Source organism: Streptococcus sp. HMSC072D05 (genome assembly GCF_001815805.1).
GTDB lineage: Bacteria > Bacillota > Bacilli > Lactobacillales > Streptococcaceae > Streptococcus.
Map to the genome: position 1 here is coordinate 173,877 of NZ_KV822038.1, position 20,347 is coordinate 194,223.

The following is a 20,347-nucleotide window of genomic DNA, read 5'->3' on the forward strand; positions in this document are numbered from 1 at the left end:
TAAAAAGATAATATAAATTAAAGGAGTAAACAATGTCTAAGAAATTAACATTTCAAGAAATTATTTTGACTTTGCAACAATTTTGGAATGACCAAGGTTGTATGCTCATGCAGGCTTATGATAATGAAAAAGGTGCGGGGACAATGAGTCCTTACACTTTCCTTCGTGCTATCGGACCTGAGCCATGGAATGCGGCTTATGTAGAGCCATCACGTCGTCCTGCTGACGGTCGTTATGGGGAAAACCCTAACCGTCTCTACCAACACCACCAATTCCAAGTGGTCATGAAGCCATCTCCATCAAATATCCAGGAACTTTACCTTGAGTCTTTGGAAAAATTGGGTATCAATCCATTGGAACACGATATCCGTTTCGTTGAGGACAACTGGGAAAACCCATCAACTGGTTCAGCTGGTCTCGGTTGGGAAGTTTGGCTTGATGGTATGGAAATCACTCAGTTCACTTACTTCCAACAAGTCGGTGGATTGGCAACTGGGCCTGTGACTGCGGAAGTTACCTATGGTTTGGAACGCTTGGCTTCTTACATTCAAGAAGTTGATTCTGTCTATGATATCGAGTGGGCCGATGGTGTAAAATACGGAGAAATCTTTATCCAGCCTGAGTACGAGCACTCAAAATATTCGTTTGAAATTTCGGACCAAGAAATGTTGTTGGAAAACTTTGATAAGTTTGAAAAAGAAGCAGGACGCGCTTTGGAGGAAGGCTTGGTTCACCCTGCCTATGACTATGTTCTCAAATGTTCACACACATTTAACCTGCTTGACGCGCGTGGTGCCGTATCTGTAACTGAGCGCGCAGGCTATATCGCCCGTATCCGTAACCTGGCCCGTGTCGTAGCCAAAACCTTTGTCGCAGAACGCAAACGCCTAGGTTACCCACTTTTGGATGAAGCAACACGAGCTAAACTCCTAGCAGAAGATGCAGAATAGTAAGTAATACTGTGATCTAAAATCGTTAAAGGCAAGTCGAAGACTTGCTAAAGGGATATGCACCGCCGTACTGTTATGTGGGGATTTTTGAAACCTTGGGTTCAAAAATCAGTCAGCTAAATCCACTTTGATGAGACTGTTGGAAATCTTAGTTTATTTGGTATAAGATTTCCTTACAGACTCACAAAAGTTAGTTAGCGACATCCCCAGTACCTAAGGGGCATATCAAAAAAGATTGAAGAAAATGTAAAGGAAAAAACATGACAAAAAACTTATTAGTAGAACTCGGTCTTGAAGAGTTACCAGCCTATGTGGTAACTCCAAGTGAAAAACAACTAGGTGAAAAAATGGCAGCCTTCCTCAAAGAAAATCGTCTTTCCTTTGAAGCCATTCAAACCTTCTCAACACCACGTCGTTTGGCTGTTCGTGTGACTGGGCTTGCAGACAAGCAATCTGATTTGACAGAAGATTTCAAGGGTCCAGCAAAGAAAATTGCCTTGGATAGTGCTGGAAACTTCACCAAAGCAGCTCAAGGATTTGTCCGTGGGAAAGGCTTGACAGTTGAAGATATTGAATTCCGTGAAATCAAGGGTGAAGAATATGTCTATGTTACCAAGGAAGAAGTGGGGCAACCAGTTGAAGCCATTGTTCCAGGTGTAGTAGACGTCTTGAAGTCACTGACATTCCCTGTCAGCATGCACTGGGCTAACAACACCTTTGAATATATCCGCCCTGTACACACTTTGACTGTTCTTTTAGATGAAGAAGAGTTTGACTTGGATTTCCTTGATATCAAGGGCGGTCGTGTGAGTCGCGGCCATCGTTTCTTGGGGCAAGAAACTAAGATTCAGTCAGCATTGAGCTATGAAGAAGACCTTCGTAAACAATTTGTAATTGCGGATCCTCGTGAACGTGAGCAAATGATTGTTGACCAAATTAAAGCCATCGAAGCTGAACATGGTGTACGTATCGAAATTGATGCGGACTTGCTGAATGAAGTCTTGAACTTAGTTGAATACCCAACTGCCTTCATGGGAAGTTTTGATGCCAAATACCTTGAAGTTCCAGAAGAAGTTTTGGTAACTTCGATGAAAGAACACCAACGTTATTTTGTTGTTCGTAATCAAGATGGTAAACTCTTGCCAAACTTCATTTCTGTTCGTAACGGAAACGCAGAGCATTTGGAAAATGTTATCAAGGGTAATGAAAAAGTCTTAGTTGCACGCTTGGAAGACGGAGAATTCTTCTGGCGTGAAGACCAAAAATTGGTGATTTCTGACCTTGTTGAAAAATTAAACAACGTCACCTTCCACGAAAAGATTGGTTCTCTTCGTGAACACATGATTCGTACTGGTCAGATTGCTATTCTCTTGGCAGAAAAAGCTGGCTTGTCAGTGGATGAAACAGTTGACCTAGCGCGTGCAGCAGCCATTTACAAGTTTGACTTGTTGACGGGTATGGTTGGTGAGTTTGATGAACTCCAAGGTATTATGGGTGAAAAATATGCCCTCCTTGCTGGGGAAACGCCAGCAGTCGCAGCAGCCATTCGTGAACACTACATGCCGACATCTGCTGACGGAGAACTTCCAGAGAGCAAGGTTGGGGCAGTTCTAGCCATTGCAGATAAATTGGATACGATTTTGAGTTTCTTCTCAGTAGGTTTGATTCCATCAGGTTCTAATGATCCTTATGCTCTTCGTCGTGCGACTCAAGGTGTAGTTCGTATCTTGGATGCTTTTGGTTGGCACATTGCTATGGATGAGCTGATCGATAGCCTTTATGCTTTGAAATTTGACAGCTTGACTTATGAAAATAAAGCAGAGGTTATGGACTTTATTAAGGCTCGTGTTGATAAGATGATGGGTTCTACTCCAAAAGACATTAAGGAGGCAGTCCTTGCAAGTTCGAACTTTGTCGTGGCGGATATGTTGGAAGCAGCAAGTGCTCTTGTAGAAGCAAGCAAAGAAGAAAACTTCAAATCGTCTGTCGAATCCCTGTCACGTGCTTTCAACTTGGCTGAAAAAGCCGAAGGAACTGACACGGTTGATCCTGCTCTCTTTGAGAATGAAGAAGAGAAAGCCTTGGCAGAAGTAGTAGAATCACTCGTTTTGTCAGGAACTGCAAGCCAGCAATTAGAACAACTCTTTGCGCTTAGCCCAGTTATTGATGCTTTCTTTGAAAATACCATGGTAATGGCTGAAGATCAGACTGTTCGACAAAATCGTTTGGCAATCTTGTCACAACTAACCAAGAAAGCAGCTAAGCTCGCTCGTTTTAACCAAATCAATACGAAATAAACTCAGTCGAACGGACTGTATCTTATTACAAAGGAGAAGAAATGGATCCGAAAAAAATCGCTCGTATCAATGAGCTTGCAAAAAAGAAAAAAACAGAAGGTTTAACTTCTGCTGAAAAAGTGGAACAAGCTAAACTTCGTGAGGAGTATATCGAAGGCTATCGTCGTTCTGTTCGTCACCACATTGAAGGAATCAAAGTTGTGGACGAGGAAGGAAATGACGTTACACCAGAAAAACTACGCCAGGTACAACGTGAAAAAGGTTTGCACGGCCGTAGTCTTGATGATCCAAATTCATAAAATTCAAGGGTTTTGTAGATGATCTACAAAACCCTTTTTTGTTATTAACAAAAAAGAAGGAGCCACTAGGCTCCTTTTGATTTCTTAGTTGCTTGCGCCAGAAGTAGCGTCTGCGCCACCACCGTGGCCTCCAGCATCCCCTGAATCAGAAGCGCCAGAAGTAGCATCAGCGTCTCCATGACCTCCAGCAGCAGGAGCGAATGGGCCACTACCACCTACCAAACGTTGACCAGTTTCTTGTAGGTACCAGTCAAGCCATGGTTGGAAGTTAAAGACGATTTCATTGATACCAGCGTATGATCCGTCAGGATAGTACATAGCTTGGTAGTTGTGAGTGTTGATAACACCTGCAGGAGAACCTGGAACGATCGTACGAACGTATTCTTGGTTTCCGTTGCGAAGTGTTCCGATAACCCACTCTACATTCTTCATGCGTGCTGGCGGAAGAGAACCATGAACAGTTGACATACGGCTACCTGATTGAGGTGGTACACGTTTAGCAAACATGGTGTCTGGATCTTGGTGAGCGTTGTTGTAGTAGAGGAATTGGTTGTTGTCATCAGCGTATGTCAATTCAAATGGCATAGCTTTCAAGAACATATCGATTTGGTTAACTGTCAGGATACCGTGGTCCAATTTGACATAGGTATCACCAGAAACAGCTCCAGTGATTGCTGCAACTTTTTCTACCCATTCTGGATCGTCAGGATCAACTTCTGTAATGGTTGTAGCAATTGGTCTTCCACAATCCAAGTCTTCTGGTTCGATTGGTTTTGGTTTTTTCAATTTCGAAACGACTCCTACGTATTTTACAAAGTTATCTAAGCAAGTTTCAAGGAATTTAACAGTTCCTTCGTTGGTGATGTTTCCATTGTTATCAAAAGCTTCCTTAGCTTTACCAAGAAGGAATTCATTTCCTGGAAGTGTGTAGGCATTGACACCTGGAGCGTCAAGGATCTTACGAAGGTGAACTTGGGCACGTGAAGTTCCTTGGTCATAGTATGATGCACCCACAATCATAACAGGCTTGTTTTCAAATGGATGAACTTCGTATGAAAGCCATTCAAGTACAGATTTGAGTGAAGCTGAGATAGTGTGGTTGTGCTCAGGAGTAGCGATAATGACACCATCAGCACGTGTAATCTTGTTATACAAGAAACGCAATTGGAAGCTTTCGTCCCATTTTTCGTCTTGGTTAAACATTGGAACTTCGTCGATTTCAAGAACTTCTAATTCAAATTTGAATTTGAAATTGCGACGGATAAATTCCAAGAGTTTGAGGTTATATGATTGATCGTAGTTTGATCCTACAAGTCCAACAAATTTCATTCTTTCGGTCTCCTATCTTACAAATTTTCCCAGTCGAATTCTTCAGCATCTTTGCGAAGCAATTCTTGTGCATTACGCAATTTCTCAGTAATCTTCACAAAGATACGGAAGTCATCAAAGATGGCATCCAATTTCTTGATGACATCAAGGTCAACCAAGTCACCACTTGGGTTAAATGCTTGAAGAGAGTGAGAAAGCAAGAATTCATCTGGTAGAACATTTGCCTTAATTTCAGGAGCGTTCAAGATTTGACGAAGTTGCAATTGGGCACGAGATGAACCAAGAGTTCCGTAGGAAGCACCAGTGATCATGATTGGTTTGTTCAAAAGTGGGTAGATACCGTAAGATAGCCAAGCAAGAGCGCTCATCAAAACTGCAGGGATAGAGTGGTCGTACTCAGGGGTACCGATGATGACACCATCAGATGCTTCAATTTTAGCTGCAATTTCAAGAATGTCAGCAGGAAGTTGCTTATCTGCTGGTTTGTTGAAAACAGGGATATCCTTGATTTCAACAAGTTCGATTTCAGCTTTATCCGCAAAGTGTTTTTGCATGTATTGGAGCAATTGGCGGTTTGTAGAACGTTTAGAGTTCGTTCCAACAATGGCAATAAGTTTTAGCATGAGATTTCCTTTCTCTTTTTACATAATACAAATTTAAAGGCCTGAAGAACATGTAAGGTTCCCCTCTTTGTCGATGAGGATGGCTTCGATACCATCTAAACTTTCGACTTGCCAGAGGATAGAAGCGCTACGTTCTCCGAAAAGGCGGGTTGTCCAAATCTCACCATCAACGGATTTATCTGAGATAATCGTTAGGCTAGCGAGGTCTGTTTCGACAGGGAAGCCTGTCTCACTATCGAAAATATGGTGATAGTCTTTTCCGTCTATTGTCAGGTGGCGTTCATAGATCCCAGAAGTGACGACGGATTTGTTAGAAACAGGAATGGTTAGAAGATGATTGCCACGAGGATTTCGCGGATCCTGAATACCGATTTGCCAGTCTTTACCTTCTTTGGCTTGATTGTTCCCGATGGTGAGGATATTTCCTCCGAGATTGATCAAGGCAGAGGTGACACCGTGTTCTTTCAAATACTGGGCAACCTTATCTGCACTATAGCCCTTGGCTAAACAACCTAAATCAAGCTTCATTCCCTTTTTCTCTAAAAATACAGTAGAGCCAGAGGGATCTAATTTGATAAAATGGGGGTCAACTAGAGGCAAGACAGCTTCGATTTCGTTTAGCTCGGGGAGTCGAGCATCTGAAAAGCCGATTCGCCAGGTTTGAATCAAGGGGCCAATGCTGATGTTTAGATGGCTAGATGGAGCTAGGCTATGCTCAAGTCCAAGAGCAATCAGTTCAAATAAGTCAGGATGGACCTTAACAGGTGCGATTCCAGCTTGGTAGTTGATTTCCATCAGTTCGGATTCTTGACTGTTGGCGTTAAAGCGGTATTCGAGTTCCTTGAGCAAATCAAAGGCTCCTTGAAGTAGGCAATCAGCCTGTTCACCTACTAATGAAATCGTAATCGTTGTTCCCATTAGCCGTTCAGAACGTGAATGAAGAGGCAAGCTACCAGCTCCTTTCTCTTTATAGGAAATCATTCAATATAAGGTCGTTAAAGAAAAATTAAACCCCTTACATTTTCTTTCCATGTATCTAGCATATCATAAAGTCAGCGTTTTCACAAATGAATTTTGACAAAAAGTCAAGAAATATGCTCAAAACTAATATGAAAGCGATAGAAAAATTGGATTTATCAATGTTAAGTGTATTTTTTTCTGAAAAAAAGAGAATTCTGAGCAAATATCTTGTAAACGCTAACAGTAAATGATATACTAGAAAGGTAAATCAAAAATTAAAGGTAGGAATTTTTCTATGAGTAAAATCGTTGTAGTTGGTGCTAACCACGCTGGTACAGCTTGTATTAATACGATGTTGGACAACTTCGGACATGAGAACGAAATCGTAGTATTTGACCAAAACTCAAATATTTCATTCCTTGGTTGTGGAATGGCGCTTTGGATCGGGGAACAAATTGATGGCCCAGAAGGTCTCTTCTACTCTGATAAAGAAAAATTGGAAGCAAAAGGTGCTAAAGTTTACATGAACTCACCAGTTCTTTCAATTGACTACGATAACAAAGTTGTGACTGCAGAAGTTGAAGGTAAAGAACACAAAGAGTCTTATGATAAATTGATCTTTGCAACTGGTTCAACTCCAATCTTGCCTCCAATCGAAGGTGTTGAAATCGTTAAGGGTAACCGCGAATTCAAAGCGACTCTTGAAAATGTACAATTTGTTAAATTGTACCAAAACGCTGAAGAAGTTATTGAAAAACTTGAAGACAAGAGCAAACACCTTGAGCGCATTGCCGTTGTTGGTGGTGGTTACATCGGTGTAGAACTTGCTGAAGCTTTCGAGCGTCTTGGAAAAGAAGTAGTGCTTGTAGATATTGTAGACACTGTCTTGAACGGCTACTATGACAAAGACTTTACTCAAATGATGGCGAAGAACTTGGAAGACCACAACATTCGCTTGGCTCTTGGTCAAACAGTTAAAGCCATCCAAGGTGATGGAAAAGTTGAACGCTTGGTAACAGACAAAGAAACATTTGATGTGGATATGGTGGTTCTTGCTGTTGGCTTCCGTCCAAACACAGCTCTTGCTGACGGTAAGATTGAACTCTTCCGTAACGGTGCTTTCCTTGTAGATAAGAAACAAGAAACATCTATCCCAGGTGTATACGCTGTTGGTGACTGTGCAACTGTTTATGACAATGCTCGTAAAGATACAAGCTACATCGCTCTTGCATCTAATGCTGTACGTACTGGTATCGTTGGTGCTTATAACGCTTGTGGTCATGAATTGGAAGGAATCGGAGTTCAAGGATCAAACGGTATTTCTATCTACGGTCTTCACATGGTTTCGACTGGTTTGACTCTTGAAAAAGCCAAGGCTGCAGGCTATAATGCAACTGAAACTGGCTTTAACGATCTTCAAAAACCAGAATTTATCAAACATGACAACCACGAAGTTGCCATCAAGATTGTCTTTGACAAAGACAGCCGCGAAATCCTTGGTGCGCAAATGGTTTCACACGATTCTGCTATCAGCATGGGAATCCACATGTTCTCACTTGCTATCCAAGAGCATGTAACCATTGATAAATTGGCTTTGACAGACCTATTCTTCTTGCCACATTTCAACAAACCATACAATTACATCACAATGGCTGCACTTACAGCTGAAAAATAACAATAGCTGAGCTATCTGGCCTTAAGTTAAGGTCAGATAGTTTTTTAGTTATACTCTTCGAAAATCAAATTCAAACCACGTCAGCGTCGCCTTACCGTACTCAAGTACAGCCTGCGGCTAGCTTCCTAGTTTGCTCTTTGATTTTCATTGAGTGTCAATCTGTACCCACACAATTATCCTTTTTCTATCTTGTACTTCATTCTAATCTGGCTTAAAATGAAATGGTAGCTACCAATACAAATGATGAGGATTAAGAAATGACTGAAAATCGTTATGAACTAAATAAAAACTTGGCACAGATGCTCAAAGGTGGGGTTATCATGGACGTTCAGAACCCTGAACAGGCTCGTATCGCAGAGGCTGCTGGTGCGGCAGCTGTTATGGCCTTGGAGCGAATTCCAGCTGATATTCGTGCAGCTGGTGGGGTTTCCCGTATGAGTGATCCAAAGATGATTAAGGAAATCCAAGAAGCGGTCAGCATTCCAGTGATGGCCAAGGTTAGAATTGGGCATTTTGTTGAAGCTCAGATTTTAGAGGCTATTGAGATTGACTATATCGATGAGAGTGAAGTGCTGTCTCCAGCTGATGACCGTTTCCATGTGGACAAGAAAGAATTCCAAGTTCCTTTTGTCTGTGGAGCTAAGGATTTGGGTGAAGCCTTGCGTCGTATCGCTGAAGGAGCTTCTATGATTCGCACAAAAGGAGAACCGGGTACAGGAGATATCGTCCAAGCCGTTCGCCATATGCGTATGATGAATCAGGAAATTCGCCGCATTCAAAATCTTCGCGAAGATGAACTTTATGTGGCTGCCAAGGACTTGCAAGTCCCTGTTGAATTGGTCCAATACGTCCATGAACATGGAAAATTACCAGTTGTTAACTTTGCAGCTGGAGGTGTGGCAACGTCAGCAGATGCTGCGCTGATGATGCAATTGGGGGCAGAGGGCGTCTTTGTAGGTTCAGGTATTTTCAAGTCAGGCGACCCAGTTAAACGAGCAAGTGCTATTGTTAAGGCCGTAACCAACTACAAAAATCCTCAAATTCTGGCTCAAATCTCTGAAGATCTAGGGGAAGCCATGGTTGGTATCAATGAGAATGAAATCAAAATTCTTATGGCAGAGCGAGGAAAATAGATGAAAATTGGAATATTGGCCTTGCAAGGTGCCTTTGCAGAACATGCAAAAGTGTTAGATAAATTAGGAGTCACTAGTGTCGAAATCAGAAATTTAGAGGATTTTCAACAATATCAGAGTGACTTGTCTGGTTTGATTTTGCCTGGTGGAGAATCTACAACCATGGGCAAACTCTTGCGTGACCAGAACATGTTGATTCCTCTAAGAGGAGCTATTCTCAATGACTTACCAGTCTTTGGAACTTGTGCGGGCTTAATCTTGCTGGCTAAGAAAATTACTTCTCAGGAAGAAAGTCATCTAGCGACTATGGATATAGTGGTTGAGCGCAATGCTTATGGGCGCCAACTAGGAAGCTTCTATACAGAGGCAGAATGTAAGGGAGTTGGTCAGATTCCCATGACTTTTATCCGTGGACCGATTATCAGCAGTGTTGGAGAGGGTGTAGAAGTTTTAGCAACAGTTGATGATCAAATCGTTGCAGCCCAAGAAAAAAATATGCTGGTAACCTCTTTTCATCCTGAGTTAACAGATGATGCTCGCTTGCACCAGTATTTTATCAATATGTGTAAAGAAAAAAGTTGAGAAAAGATTCTCAACTTTTTTACATGTAATAAACAATAGCGATGTACTGAAGTGCAGATGCTGCTAGGATAAAGAGATGCCAAATCATGTGGAAATAAGGTTTTTTCTTAGCGTAAAATCCAGCTCCAACTGTATAACAGAGTCCGCCAGTTACCATGAGACTCCAGAAAATTGGTGTTGTTTGACTGATAATGGCAGGAATGATAGCCAGAACCAACCAGCCCATAATCAAATAAAGAGCAAGGCTGAATTTCTCATTGACCTTTTTAGCAAAGATTTTATAGAGGATGCCAAAGATGGTCGTTCCCCACTGAATGGCAATGATCAGATAGCCAAACCAGTTATTCATCAAAGTCAATACGACCGGCGTATATGAGCCTGCGATAGCCACATAAATCATAGAATGATCGATGATTCGCAAGACGTATTTGTGGGTCGAACCATAGGCCATAGAGTGGTAAATGGTTGACGAGAGGAACATGAGAAAGAGACTGATAACAAAGATAGAAACGCCAAAAGATGATAAAAATCCGTGTGCTTCATAACTATAGGTGGATGAAATGGGGAGTAGGATGAGCATGATAACGGCACCCACAGCATGGGTCACGCTATTAGCAATTTCCTCTCCAAAACTGAGTTTTTTACTGAGCTTTAGACTAGTATTCATTGGATTTCCTCCTCTTCTTTGATAAGGATTAAGTCTAGAGTTTGATGATAGAGTTTAACCGTTTGACAGCTGGTTTGGATAATAGGATTTTCTGGATCAATCCCATGGTTCATGTAGTCCACAAAAGCATCGTAGAGCTGGTCTGAGCTCGCTTGAGTTTGTAGAGTATTGAGGGTCTGAGCGATTTCTTGGATTGAAAAGACAGACTTGAGAGTGGTGATGGCAATCAAACGGGCAATTTGTTTGCGTTGGTATTTCTTCTTGTCTGGCTTTGTCAGGTAACCATGTTTGACATAGTTATTGACCATGGATGCTGTTAGCCCCTTGTCTTTATCAGGAGAGATAGGGGCACAGACTTGATTAACATAAAGCAAAACCTGATCCAGATAGAGGTCAATGTTCGGAATATCTTCCCATTTTGGGTAGGAAAAGTTAGAATTCATTTCCAACTCCTTTTTATCTAGTTTTTATAACTAGATTATAAAATAATAAAAAACAAAAGTCAAGTTTCAACTGCTTGTAGAAAGCTTTAAATTATGCTATGATGAGAGAAAATAGTTAGAAATGAGGGGAAAAGATGGAGATTCGTTTAGCTTTTCCAAACGAAGTTGATGCGATTATGCAGGTGATGGAGGATGCTAAAAAGTGCTTAGCTGAGTCCGGTAGCGACCAGTGGCAAAATGGCTATCCAAATGCAGATATCATTATTGATGATATCATCTCTGGTCAAGCTTATGTGGCCTTGGAAGAAGGAGAACTACTAGCCTATGCTGCTGTGACCAAGAGCCCAGAGAAAGCCTATGAAGCCATTTATGAAGGAAGTTGGCAGGGGGGAGAATCAGAATATCTGGTCTTTCACCGTATCGCTGTGGCAGCAGATGTCCAAGGACAAGGTGTTGCTCAGACTTTCCTAGAAGGCTTGATTGAAGGTTTTGATTATCTAGATTTTCGTTCAGATACACATGCAGAAAACAAGGTCATGCAGCATATCTTTGAAAAGCTAGGCTTCCAACAGGTCGGTAAGGTTCCAGTTGATGGGGAACGTTTGGCCTATCAGAAATTAAAAAAATGAAGCAGAATAAGTACGCAAAAATGCTCTACCCGTCGCCAATTGGAACCTTATCCTTAGTTGCTGACGAGCAATATCTGTATGGAATTTGGGTACAGGACCAAACTCATTTTGAGAGGGGAATCGCTGGAGATAGTATAGAAGTAGTTAAGAAACATCCTGTCCTAGACCAGGTTATTTCCTATTTAGATACTTACTTTGATGGAGGTGCTCAAGATTTGTCTTCCTTACCTCTGGCTCCTATTGGAACAGATTTTGAAAAGCGAGTCTGGACTTATTTACAGGCCATTCCTTATGGTCAGACAGTAACTTATGGACAAATAGCGAAAGACTTGCAAGTGACTTCTGCTCAAGCGATTGGCGGAGCAGTGGGGCGTAATCCTTGGTCCATACTAGTACCCTGTCATCGTGTGCTGGGGTCAGGCAATCGTCTGACAGGATATGCATCTGGAGTCGAAAAGAAAGCCTGGCTCTTGCAACATGAAGGTGTAGCATTTCAAGAAAATAAAAAATAGAAAGAAAAGAAGATGTTAGAATTTATCGAATACCCAAAGTGTTCAACTTGTAAGAAAGCAAAAAATGAATTAGATCAACTTGGACTGGAATACCAAGATGTCCACATCGTAGAAGAAACACCAAGTGAAGACGTGATTTTAAACTGGTTGGAAACTTCCGGTTTTGAAGTGAAACAATTTTTCAATACCAGCGGGATCAAATATCGTGAACTGGGCTTGAAAGATAAGGTGGGAAGTTTGTCAAAACAAGAAGCAGCCAAGCTTCTAGCGAGTGATGGTATGTTATTGAAACGTCCAATTTTGGTGGAGAATGGTGCTGTTAAACAAATTGGCTATAGAAAAACCTATGAGGACTTAGGTTTGAGATAGTTTTTATTTATCTCCTTGATAGGTAAAATATATAGCCTCCCTGTTTTAAAGTGTGATAAACTAGAAGATAGACAAAGTCTGAGCAGCCCGTAGCAAATAATTTGCTTGCGCGCAGAAGTATGATAGAATGAATCATTATCAGGAGAGGATGTTTTTATGACTGTTACAACATTTTTAGCATCAGATTGGTACCAAAGTTTGATGCAATTCATTCCGGATGGTAAGCTCTTTAGTTTGCGTTCGGTCTTTGATGGAATTCCAAGGATTGTCCAACAATTGCCTACAACCTTGATGTTGACGCTTGGAGGTGCACTCTTTGGTTTGCTACTTGCCCTAATTTTTGCCATTGTTAAGATCAATCGTGTTAGGATTTTATATCCCTTGCAAGCCTTTTTCGTTAGCTTCTTAAAAGGTACCCCAATCCTAGTTCAACTTATGTTGACCTACTATGGAATTCCTTTGTTACTGAAAGCTATCAACCAACAATGGGGCACTGGTCTCAATATCAATGCGATTCCAGCAGCACTTTTTGCGATTGTGGCCTTTGCTTTTAATGAGGCGGCTTATGCAAGTGAAACGATTCGTGCAGCCATCCTTTCTGTTAATCCCGGTGAAATTGAGGCGGCACGCAGTTTGGGTATGACGCGAGCTCAAGTTTACCGTCGCGTGATTATTCCAAATGCAGCGGTGGTAGCGACACCGACTTTGATTAACTCTCTTATCGGTTTGACCAAGGGAACTTCTCTAGCCTTTAGTGCAGGTGTTGTGGAAGTCTTTGCTCAGGCTCAAATTTTGGGTGGAGCCGATTATCGCTATTTTGAGCGTTTCATCTCCGTAGCCCTTGTTTATTGGGTGGTCAATATCGGAATTGAAAGCCTCGGCCGTTTCATCGAGAGAAAAATGGCTATCTCAGCGCCGGATACAGTGTCTACAGATGTGAAAGGAGACCTTCGTTAATGATTAAGATTTCGAATTTAAGCAAATCCTTTTCAGGACAGACAGTCTTGGATCATCTGAACTTGGAAATCCAAAAAGGTGAGGTAGTGGCTTTGATTGGTTCATCTGGAGCTGGGAAATCAACCTTTCTTCGAAGTTTAAACTATCTTGAAACTCCAGATAGTGGAACGATTCAGATTGACAATTTTAAAGTTGATTTTTCTCAGATTAGCCAAGAAGAAATCCTAACCCTTCGTCGCAAGTTGTCTATGGTTTTCCAACAGTTTAATTTGTTTGAACGCCGAACAGCTTTTGACAATGTCAAGGAAGGTTTGGTTGTCGTTAAGAAATTATCAGACGAGGAAGCAACAAAAATCGCTAAGGAAGAGTTGGCCAAGGTTGGTCTTTCTGACCGTGAAAACCATTATCCTCGCCATTTATCAGGTGGACAAAAGCAACGAGTTGCCCTTGCGCGTGCGCTTGCTATGAAACCAGATGTTTTGCTCTTGGACGAACCCACTTCAGCCCTCGACCCAGAGTTGGTCGGAGAAGTAGAAAAGTCTATTGCAGATGCTGCCAAGTCAGGTCAGACCATGATTTTGGTCAGTCACGATATGTCTTTTGTAGCCCAAGTGGCAGACAAGGTTTTATTCCTAGATAAAGGGAAAATCATCGAGTCTGGCACACCGGATGAAATCATCAATCATCCGAAAGAAGAACGGACAAAAGAATTCTTTGCTAGTTACAAACGGACTTATATTTGATATAATAGAAAAAGGAAAACTCAGTTAGTTGGACTAGCTGAGTTTACTCTTTAAAAAAGATAGAAACGAGAGAGATCATGCTACTGCATCTATTTTCTTTGTATTTCGAGAGTTTGATCTTAACGACCATCCTTGTCGTGATTTTTCTGGGGATTTGGATTGGATTGAGAGCTATGTCTGGTGTGGACAAGACAGCCAAAGCTCGCCAAGCCCATCTCTATGATATGATTATGATTGGAGTTTTGGTCATTCCGGTGTTATCCTTTGCCGTCATGAGTTTGCTCTTGGTTTTCAAGGCATAATCCTTGCGTGACTAGCAAGAATGAGTTAGAATAAAGATAGTTACAACAAGAAAGAAGGAATCGAAATGTACGATACGATTATTATCGGTGCTGGACCTGCGGGAATGACCGCTGCCTTATATGCTGCTCGTAGCAATCTGAAAGTGGCTTTGATTGAAGGTGGTCTGCCAGGCGGGCAAATGAATAACACATCTGATATTGAAAACTATCCAGGTTATGCCAACATCAGTGGACCTGAATTGGCTGAAAAGATGTTTGAACCACTTGAAAACCTTGGAGTGGAGCATCTTTATGGCTATGTTGAAAATATTAAAGACCTGGGTGACTATAAGAAGGTAATCACTGATGATCAAGTTTACGAAACCCGTACTGTCATTGTGGCAACTGGGTCAAAACACCGTCTTTTGGGTGTCCCCGGAGAAGAAGAACTGAACAGTCGTGGTGTTTCTTACTGTGCAGTCTGTGATGGAGCTTTCTTCCGTGATCAAGACTTGCTCGTAGTCGGTGGTGGAGATTCAGCGGTAGAAGAAGCTCTGTTCTTGACTCGCTTTGCCAAGACTGTCACTATTGTTCACCGTCGAGATGAACTTCGTGCCCAAAAGGTTTTGCAAGACCGTGCTTTTGCAAATGAGAAAGTCAACTTTATCTGGGATTCTGTTGTCAAAGAAATCAAAGGTGAAAACCGAGTAGAATCTGTAATTTTTGAAAATGTAAAAACAGGTCAAGTGACAGAACAAGCCTTCGGTGGTGTCTTTATCTATGTTGGTTTGGATCCTGTTAGCGATTTTGTTAAAGAATTGAATATTCAAGACCAGGCAGGCTGGATTGTAACAGACAATCATATGAAAACTAGCGTTGATGGCATCTTTGCAGTTGGGGATGTTCGCCAAAAAGATCTTCGCCAAGTAACAACAGCAGTTGGAGATGGGGCTATCGCTGGTCAAGAAGCTTACAAGTTTATCACCGAACATAGTTAAGAAAAAAAGTTTCCAATCTTTTGATTGGAAACTTTTTTATAGTCGGTTTCGGAAAACTTCGTACATGAGAATGGCTGCAGCCACACTGGCATTGAGACTTTGAACATGTCCATTCATGGGAATGGTAATCATCTCATCGACCTGTTTTTTGATGTTGCTAGAGATGCCTTTTCCTTCATTTCCAATGATGAGGGCGATTTTTCCTTTTGTATTCCACTTGTGGCAAGGGGTACCGTTCATATCCGTTCCAAAGGTCCAGAATCCTTGATCCTTGAGTTTGTCTAGAGTTTGACTGAGGTTGGTCACTCGGGCAATCGGTACATGCTCAATAGCACCTGTGGCCGTTTTGGCAACAACAGGAGTTACACCGACAGCGCGGTGTTTGGGGATAATGACTCCTGAAACATTGGTCGCATCAGCTGTTCGCAAGATTGAACCCAGATTATGAGGGTCAGTTAGACCATCCAGAATCAATAAAAGTGGATTTTCTTCTTGACGTGTTTTTGCAAGGATGTGATCCAGCTCACTATAGGCAAATTCGGACACTCGTAGAACAAAACCTTGGTGGACAGCGCCTTCAGTCATCTCAGACAGGGATTTTTTTGAAGTCCAAGAAATGGATACCTTCTTTTCTGTAGCCAGTTCCTTGACTTTTTCAACATTCTTACCTCGAAGATCTTCTTGGAGGTAAAGTTTATTTCCAGTGTTTGCAAGGAGGGCTTCTGTAACGGCGTGGACGCCATAGACAATATCATTTGTTTTCATGCCTCTATTATAACACAAACCCCGTCTTGCAACGGGATTTTCTTTATTCAAGGATGAGGAGTCCATCTTTGACAGCAAATGGATCTTTTTCATTGATACGATCGTAAAACATGATTCCGTTTAGATGATCAATTTCATGTTGGACAACGATAGAGTTGTAACCTTTGAGCTTGATTCGGTGTTTTTCGCCATCCTTGTCAAAGTAATCAACAGTGACACGGGCATGACGGACAACATAGCCAGGCACATTTCGGTCAACAGATAGGCAACCTTCTCCTTCGCCAAGAGCAGCGTCCTGAACAGAGTGAGAGACGATTTTTGGATTGTACATAATGGCTTGCAAGTCGTAGGCTTCCTGAGGAGTTTCACCTTCTTCTACAATATTTGGGACCAAAACGGCAATAATGCGTTTTGAGATATCGAGTTGGGGAGCAGCCAATCCAACACCACCGCGGAGCCCCATTTTCTCAGCCATAACAGGATCTTGGGAATGTTTGAGGAATTGCATCATCTTTTCGCCAAGGATGATTTCCTGGTCAGACAGTGGGAAAGTGACCTCCTCAGCAACTGCGCGAAGCGTCGGATTCCCCTCGCGGATAATATCGTTCATATCAATTAAGTGAGCAGCTTTTGTAATACGTTCTATTGCAGACATTTTCTCTCCTTTCATTACCTCTACATGATAACACAAAATAGGCGAGAAAGAAAGTCGCAGAAGTTCCTAAAAAATAATATAATAAACGGTATTCCTCTTTTGTCTGTGGTATAATAAAAGAAAAGACTCGCAGTAAAAGCAAGGGGAATAAAGATGGAAAAGCGACAAGATAGACGGTCTCAGGGCTCTCTTTATGGGGTGTGGAGAACTAGTGTGGATTTCTTTCGGAATTATAAATCCTGGACCAATGCCCAGTTTATTATTGTGTTATTGCTTGCAGTTGCCTTATCCATGGGGGGGAACTTATTAGTTCGAGCAGTACAAAGTAGTAAGGGAACGAGTCCTAGTAGTCAAACTATTGATTCTGCAAGTACATCTGGTCAATCCAAGGAAGATCAGTCTGGTGAAACGACGGCGCGTATCATGGCAAATGGTGACCTTCTTTATCATATCCCCATCTACCGAACAGCTCTTAAAGAAGATGGAACCTATGATTTCCATGAAAATTTTGAGTATGTAAAACCCTGGCTCAAACAAGCAGATTTGGTGATTGGTGACTTTGAAGGAACGGTGAATAAGGACCACTATTTGGCAGGTTATCCTCTCTTTAATGCACCAGGGGAAGTCATGGATGCGATCAAGGATGCAGGCTACCAAGTTCTAGACTTGGCTCATAATCACATCTTGGATTCGCAGATAGAGGGAGTGGTTTCAACGGCTCAAGCTATTGAAAAGGCTGGAATGACACCCATCGGAGTCTACACACATGAATCCCGTGACCAAGCCTCTATAGTTATCAAGGAGGTCAATGGTATCAAGGTAGCTCTTCTGGCCTATTCTTACGGTTTTAATGGCATTGAGCAGTATATCTCTCAAGAGGACTATAATCGCTATCTTTCTGATTTGAATGAAGATAAGATGAAGGCAGAAATCGAGCGTGCAGAGAAGGAGGCGGATATTACTGTCATCATGCCTCAGATGGGAATTGAGTACCAGCTAGAACCAACGGAAGAACAGAAAACACTGTACCATAAGATGATTGACTGGGGAGCAGATATTATCTTTGGAGGGCATCCTCACGTCGTTGAACCTGCTGAAACAGTTGAAAAAGATGGTGACAAAAAACTGATCATCTACTCCATGGGAAATTTCCTCTCAAACCAACGCATTGAAACCATGCAAGATGAGGAAAATGCCAAGTGGACGGAGCGCGGTGTTCTCATGGATGTGACCATTAAGAAAAAAGATGGCAAGACTAGGATTGAAACGGCCAAAGCGCATCCTACTTGGGTCAATCGAACACCCAAAGGGACTTACTCTCCAGAAGGCTATCCGCTCTTCCTCTATCAGACCTATATCCTAGAGGACTTCATTGAGGGAGGCAGTCACCGTGACAAGTTGGACGAGGCGACCAAAGAACGAATTGACACAGCCTATAAAGAAATGAATGAACATGTAGGGTTGAAGTGGTAGGTACTCGCCCTAAAGGAAACAAGATGACGATTAAATTGATTGCAACAGACATGGATGGAACCTTGCTAGACCAGAGAGGTCAGCTAGATCTGCCCCGCTTGGAAAAGATTTTAGATCAGCTGGATCAAAGGGATATCCGTTTTGTCATTGCGACAGGGAATGAAGTCCATCGGATGAGGCAATTATTAGAACACTTGGCGAGTCGAGTAGTCCTGGTTGTTGCCAACGGTGCGCGGATATTTGAGTATGATACATTACTTCAGGCTCAGACTTGGGATGATGCTATGGTTGACAAGGCTCTCCTTCATTTTAAAGGGAGGGAGTGTCGAGATCAGTTCGTCGTCACTAGTATGAACGGGAGTTTTGTCAAGGAAGGAACGGTTTTTACAGACCTGGAAAAATTTATGACTCCAGAGATGATTGAAAAATTCTATCAACGAATGAATTTTGTGGAAGACTTGCAAGCTGACCTCTTCGGTGGAGTGTTAAAGATGAGCATGGTTGTTGGTGAAGAACGTTCTAGTTCAGTTTTGCAGGAAATCAATGACCTATTTAATGGACGCGTAAGAGCTGTTTCCAGCGGTTATGGGTGCATTGACATCCTCCAAGCTGGGATTCACAAGGCCTGGGGATTGGAAGAATTACTCAAGCGCTGGAATTTGCAATCGGAACAGATCATGGCTTTTGGTGATAGCGAAAATGATGTCGAAATGTTAGAGCTGGCTGGAATTGCCTATGCTATGGAAAATGCAGATGATAATGTCAAGGCAGTTGCGACTGCTCTAGCACCAGCTAACAGCCAGGCGGGCGTTTATCAAGTTCTAGAGAATTGGTTAGAGAAAGAGGGATAGGGTGGCAGTACAGTTATTAGAAAATTGGCTCCTAAAAGAGCAGACAAAAATTCAAACCAAGTATCGTGAATTGAATCAAGTATCTGTTCTAGAGCCAGATATCATCTTTATTGGTGATTCGATAGTGGAGTATTACCCTCTTCAAGAGTTGTTGGGAACTGCCAAGACGATTGTTAATCGTGGCATCCGAGGCTATCAGACGAGATTGTTATTAGAGAATTTGGATGCCCATCTTTATGGTGATGCTGTCGATCAAATTGTTCTCTTAATTGGGACAAATGATATTGGAAAAGATATTCCCATGAATGATGCTTTGGATAATCTTGAGCGTGTAATCCAATCGATTGCCCGAGAATATCCGCTGTCACAAATAAAGCTCCTTTCCATTCTGCCAGTCAATGAGGGAGAAGAATACAAGCAGACAGTATATATTCGTACCAATGAAAAGATCAGAGAATGGAATCAAGCCTATGAGGCTCTAGTCTCCGCCTATATGCAAGTAGATTTTCTACCAATTTATGATAGTTTGGCAGATTCAGAAGGGCAACTTCAATCAGCCTATACAACAGATGGGCTCCATCTAAGTGTAGCCGGTTATCAAGCCTTATCAGAAGCCTTAAAAGGGGTTCTTTTCTAAAGAAACGGCTTGATTTTGCATTTTTTTTGAAGATAGGTTATAATAGTTCTAACATCCTGGGGTCGTTACGGATTCGACAGGCATTATGAGGCATATTTTGCAACCCGTGTGGCGACGTAAACGCTCAGTTAAATATAACTGCAAAAAATAACACTTCTTACGCTCTAGCTGCCTAAAAACCAGCAGGCGTGACCTGATTTGGATTGCTCGTGTTCAATGACAGGTCTTATGATTAGCGAGATACGATCAAGCCTTGTCTAGTGGTTTGATAAGAGATTAATAGACTCGCAGTTCCTAGGCTTGAGTTATGTGTCTAGGGATTGTTAAAACAATACATAACCTATGGTTGTAGACAAATATGTTGGCAGGTGTTTGGACGTGGGTTCGACTCCCACCGGCTCCATTATGAACAGGTATACAGTAGATTTTTTCCAAATTATATCCTTTGTTGTATCCTTCGTTGTATCCTATTTATTCTAGTGTGTTAGTGGAGAATTACTCAAGAGGCTGAAGAGGACG

23 protein-coding genes and 1 other RNA gene are annotated in these 20,347 nt (G+C 41.9%); 17 read left to right on the top strand and 7 right to left on the bottom strand.

Features of this window, described 5'->3' with window-relative positions; all coding sequences use genetic code 11:
- Positions 1 to 32 precede the first annotated feature (32 nt).
- The 3 genes from glyQ to HMPREF3057_RS06620 all read left to right on the top strand — a co-directional run bounded on the left by glyQ (position 33) and on the right by HMPREF3057_RS06620 (position 3,546).
- Positions 33 to 950 (top strand): glycine--tRNA ligase subunit alpha, encoded by a 918-nt coding sequence (gene glyQ, locus HMPREF3057_RS06610; protein WP_000038733.1) that lies wholly within the window; start codon positions 33 to 35, stop codon positions 948 to 950.
- A gap of 260 nt (positions 951 to 1,210) precedes the next feature.
- Positions 1,211 to 3,247 (top strand): glycine--tRNA ligase subunit beta, encoded by a 2,037-nt coding sequence (gene glyS, locus HMPREF3057_RS06615; RefSeq protein WP_049478327.1) that lies wholly within the window; start codon positions 1,211 to 1,213, stop codon positions 3,245 to 3,247.
- A 41-nt stretch (positions 3,248 to 3,288) separates the two neighbouring features.
- Positions 3,289 to 3,546 carry a DUF896 family protein gene (locus HMPREF3057_RS06620; RefSeq protein WP_049478328.1) on the top strand — a complete coding sequence of 86 codons (258 nt, stop codon included), beginning with the start codon at positions 3,289 to 3,291 and terminating at the stop codon, positions 3,544 to 3,546.
- Between the two features lie 84 nt (positions 3,547 to 3,630).
- Here the strand turns inward: HMPREF3057_RS06620 and HMPREF3057_RS06625 are convergent, their stop codons facing one another.
- Genes HMPREF3057_RS06625 through HMPREF3057_RS06635 form a run of 3 tightly spaced genes read right to left on the bottom strand, consistent with a single transcriptional unit; the run spans position 3,631 to position 6,446 of the window.
- Positions 3,631 to 4,875 carry an NAD(P)H-dependent oxidoreductase gene (locus HMPREF3057_RS06625; RefSeq protein WP_070696945.1) on the bottom strand — a complete coding sequence of 415 codons (1,245 nt, stop codon included), beginning with the start codon at positions 4,873 to 4,875 and terminating at the stop codon, positions 3,631 to 3,633.
- 17 nt (positions 4,876 to 4,892) lie between these two features.
- Positions 4,893 to 5,498 (bottom strand): NADPH-dependent FMN reductase, encoded by a 606-nt coding sequence (locus HMPREF3057_RS06630; RefSeq protein ID WP_000915931.1) that lies wholly within the window; start codon positions 5,496 to 5,498, stop codon positions 4,893 to 4,895.
- 33 nt (positions 5,499 to 5,531) lie between these two features.
- The gene (locus tag HMPREF3057_RS06635) at positions 5,532 to 6,446 is read right to left on the bottom strand and encodes an FAD:protein FMN transferase (RefSeq protein ID WP_070697399.1); all 915 of its coding nucleotides are present in this window, start codon (positions 6,444 to 6,446) and stop codon (positions 5,532 to 5,534) included.
- A gap of 307 nt (positions 6,447 to 6,753) precedes the next feature.
- Here HMPREF3057_RS06635 and nox point away from each other — a divergent pair, with 307 nt between their 5' ends.
- The 3 genes from nox (at position 6,754) to pdxT (ending at position 9,848) form a co-directional block, all read left to right on the top strand.
- The gene (nox, locus tag HMPREF3057_RS06640) at positions 6,754 to 8,133 is read left to right on the top strand and encodes a H2O-forming NADH oxidase (protein WP_000036762.1); all 1,380 of its coding nucleotides are present in this window, start codon (positions 6,754 to 6,756) and stop codon (positions 8,131 to 8,133) included.
- Between the two features lie 257 nt (positions 8,134 to 8,390).
- On the top strand, positions 8,391 to 9,266 hold the full coding sequence (pdxS, locus tag HMPREF3057_RS06645; RefSeq protein ID WP_070696947.1) for a pyridoxal 5'-phosphate synthase lyase subunit PdxS: 876 nt from the start codon (positions 8,391 to 8,393) through the stop codon (positions 9,264 to 9,266).
- Positions 9,267 to 9,848 (top strand): pyridoxal 5'-phosphate synthase glutaminase subunit PdxT, encoded by a 582-nt coding sequence (pdxT, locus tag HMPREF3057_RS06650; RefSeq protein WP_042902499.1) that lies wholly within the window; start codon positions 9,267 to 9,269, stop codon positions 9,846 to 9,848.
- Between the two features lie 19 nt (positions 9,849 to 9,867).
- On the opposite strand, the gene HMPREF3057_RS06655 is transcribed toward pdxT, so the two are convergent.
- Together HMPREF3057_RS06655 and HMPREF3057_RS06660 are read right to left on the bottom strand one after the other, a co-directional pair.
- On the bottom strand, positions 9,868 to 10,515 hold the full coding sequence (locus HMPREF3057_RS06655) for a PAQR family membrane homeostasis protein TrhA (RefSeq protein ID WP_001097972.1): 648 nt from the start codon (positions 10,513 to 10,515) through the stop codon (positions 9,868 to 9,870).
- Complete coding sequence (locus HMPREF3057_RS06660) at positions 10,512 to 10,958, bottom strand: DUF1836 domain-containing protein (protein ID WP_001087578.1); 447 nt, start codon at positions 10,956 to 10,958, stop codon at positions 10,512 to 10,514. The genes HMPREF3057_RS06655 and HMPREF3057_RS06660 overlap by 4 nt, the downstream gene beginning before the upstream one ends.
- A gap of 134 nt (positions 10,959 to 11,092) precedes the next feature.
- Between HMPREF3057_RS06660 and HMPREF3057_RS06665 the strand changes: the two genes are divergently transcribed.
- From HMPREF3057_RS06665 to trxB, 7 genes are all read left to right on the top strand, one after another.
- Positions 11,093 to 11,587, top strand: coding sequence for a GNAT family N-acetyltransferase (locus HMPREF3057_RS06665; RefSeq protein ID WP_049518975.1), 495 nt, complete (start codon positions 11,093 to 11,095; stop codon positions 11,585 to 11,587).
- The gene (locus HMPREF3057_RS06670) at positions 11,584 to 12,099 is read left to right on the top strand and encodes a methylated-DNA--[protein]-cysteine S-methyltransferase (RefSeq protein ID WP_070696949.1); all 516 of its coding nucleotides are present in this window, start codon (positions 11,584 to 11,586) and stop codon (positions 12,097 to 12,099) included. The genes HMPREF3057_RS06665 and HMPREF3057_RS06670 overlap by 4 nt, the downstream gene beginning before the upstream one ends.
- A gap of 12 nt (positions 12,100 to 12,111) precedes the next feature.
- Positions 12,112 to 12,468, top strand: a complete 357-nt coding sequence (locus tag HMPREF3057_RS06675; protein ID WP_007521452.1) for an arsenate reductase family protein — start codon at positions 12,112 to 12,114, stop codon at positions 12,466 to 12,468.
- Positions 12,469 to 12,624: 156 nt separating this feature from the next.
- A complete protein-coding gene (locus tag HMPREF3057_RS06680; protein WP_000219157.1) occupies positions 12,625 to 13,425 on the top strand; it encodes an amino acid ABC transporter permease in 801 nt (266 codons plus the stop codon).
- The gene (locus HMPREF3057_RS06685) at positions 13,425 to 14,168 is read left to right on the top strand and encodes an amino acid ABC transporter ATP-binding protein (RefSeq protein WP_070696951.1); all 744 of its coding nucleotides are present in this window, start codon (positions 13,425 to 13,427) and stop codon (positions 14,166 to 14,168) included. The genes HMPREF3057_RS06680 and HMPREF3057_RS06685 overlap by 1 nt, the downstream gene beginning before the upstream one ends.
- Before the next feature lie 77 nt (positions 14,169 to 14,245).
- Positions 14,246 to 14,470: a DUF4059 family protein gene (locus tag HMPREF3057_RS06690; protein WP_000924293.1), complete on the top strand. Its 225-nt coding sequence runs from the start codon at positions 14,246 to 14,248 to the stop codon at positions 14,468 to 14,470.
- Positions 14,471 to 14,535: 65 nt separating this feature from the next.
- On the top strand, positions 14,536 to 15,447 hold the full coding sequence (gene trxB, locus HMPREF3057_RS06695; protein ID WP_070696953.1) for a thioredoxin-disulfide reductase: 912 nt from the start codon (positions 14,536 to 14,538) through the stop codon (positions 15,445 to 15,447).
- A 36-nt stretch (positions 15,448 to 15,483) separates the two neighbouring features.
- Here trxB and rlmB read toward each other — a convergent pair whose 3' ends face one another.
- Together rlmB and def are read right to left on the bottom strand one after the other, a co-directional pair.
- Positions 15,484 to 16,212: a 23S rRNA (guanosine(2251)-2'-O)-methyltransferase RlmB gene (gene rlmB, locus HMPREF3057_RS06700; protein ID WP_000855744.1), complete on the bottom strand. Its 729-nt coding sequence runs from the start codon at positions 16,210 to 16,212 to the stop codon at positions 15,484 to 15,486.
- 43 nt (positions 16,213 to 16,255) lie between these two features.
- The gene (gene def, locus HMPREF3057_RS06705) at positions 16,256 to 16,867 is read right to left on the bottom strand and encodes a peptide deformylase (RefSeq protein ID WP_042767740.1); all 612 of its coding nucleotides are present in this window, start codon (positions 16,865 to 16,867) and stop codon (positions 16,256 to 16,258) included.
- Positions 16,868 to 17,020: 153 nt separating this feature from the next.
- On the opposite strand from def, the gene HMPREF3057_RS10050 reads away from it, so the two are divergent.
- From HMPREF3057_RS10050 to ssrA, 4 genes are all read left to right on the top strand, one after another.
- Positions 17,021 to 18,340 (top strand): CapA family protein, encoded by a 1,320-nt coding sequence (locus HMPREF3057_RS10050; RefSeq protein WP_083312819.1) that lies wholly within the window; start codon positions 17,021 to 17,023, stop codon positions 18,338 to 18,340.
- A 23-nt stretch (positions 18,341 to 18,363) separates the two neighbouring features.
- Positions 18,364 to 19,191, top strand: coding sequence for a Cof-type HAD-IIB family hydrolase (locus HMPREF3057_RS06720; protein WP_049478338.1), 828 nt, complete (start codon positions 18,364 to 18,366; stop codon positions 19,189 to 19,191).
- 1 nt (position 19,192) lies between these two features.
- Positions 19,193 to 19,828 carry an SGNH/GDSL hydrolase family protein gene (locus HMPREF3057_RS06725; protein WP_049520745.1) on the top strand — a complete coding sequence of 212 codons (636 nt, stop codon included), beginning with the start codon at positions 19,193 to 19,195 and terminating at the stop codon, positions 19,826 to 19,828.
- Between the two features lie 58 nt (positions 19,829 to 19,886).
- Positions 19,887 to 20,234: a transfer-messenger RNA gene (gene ssrA, locus HMPREF3057_RS06730) on the top strand.
- Positions 20,235 to 20,347 lie beyond the last annotated feature (113 nt).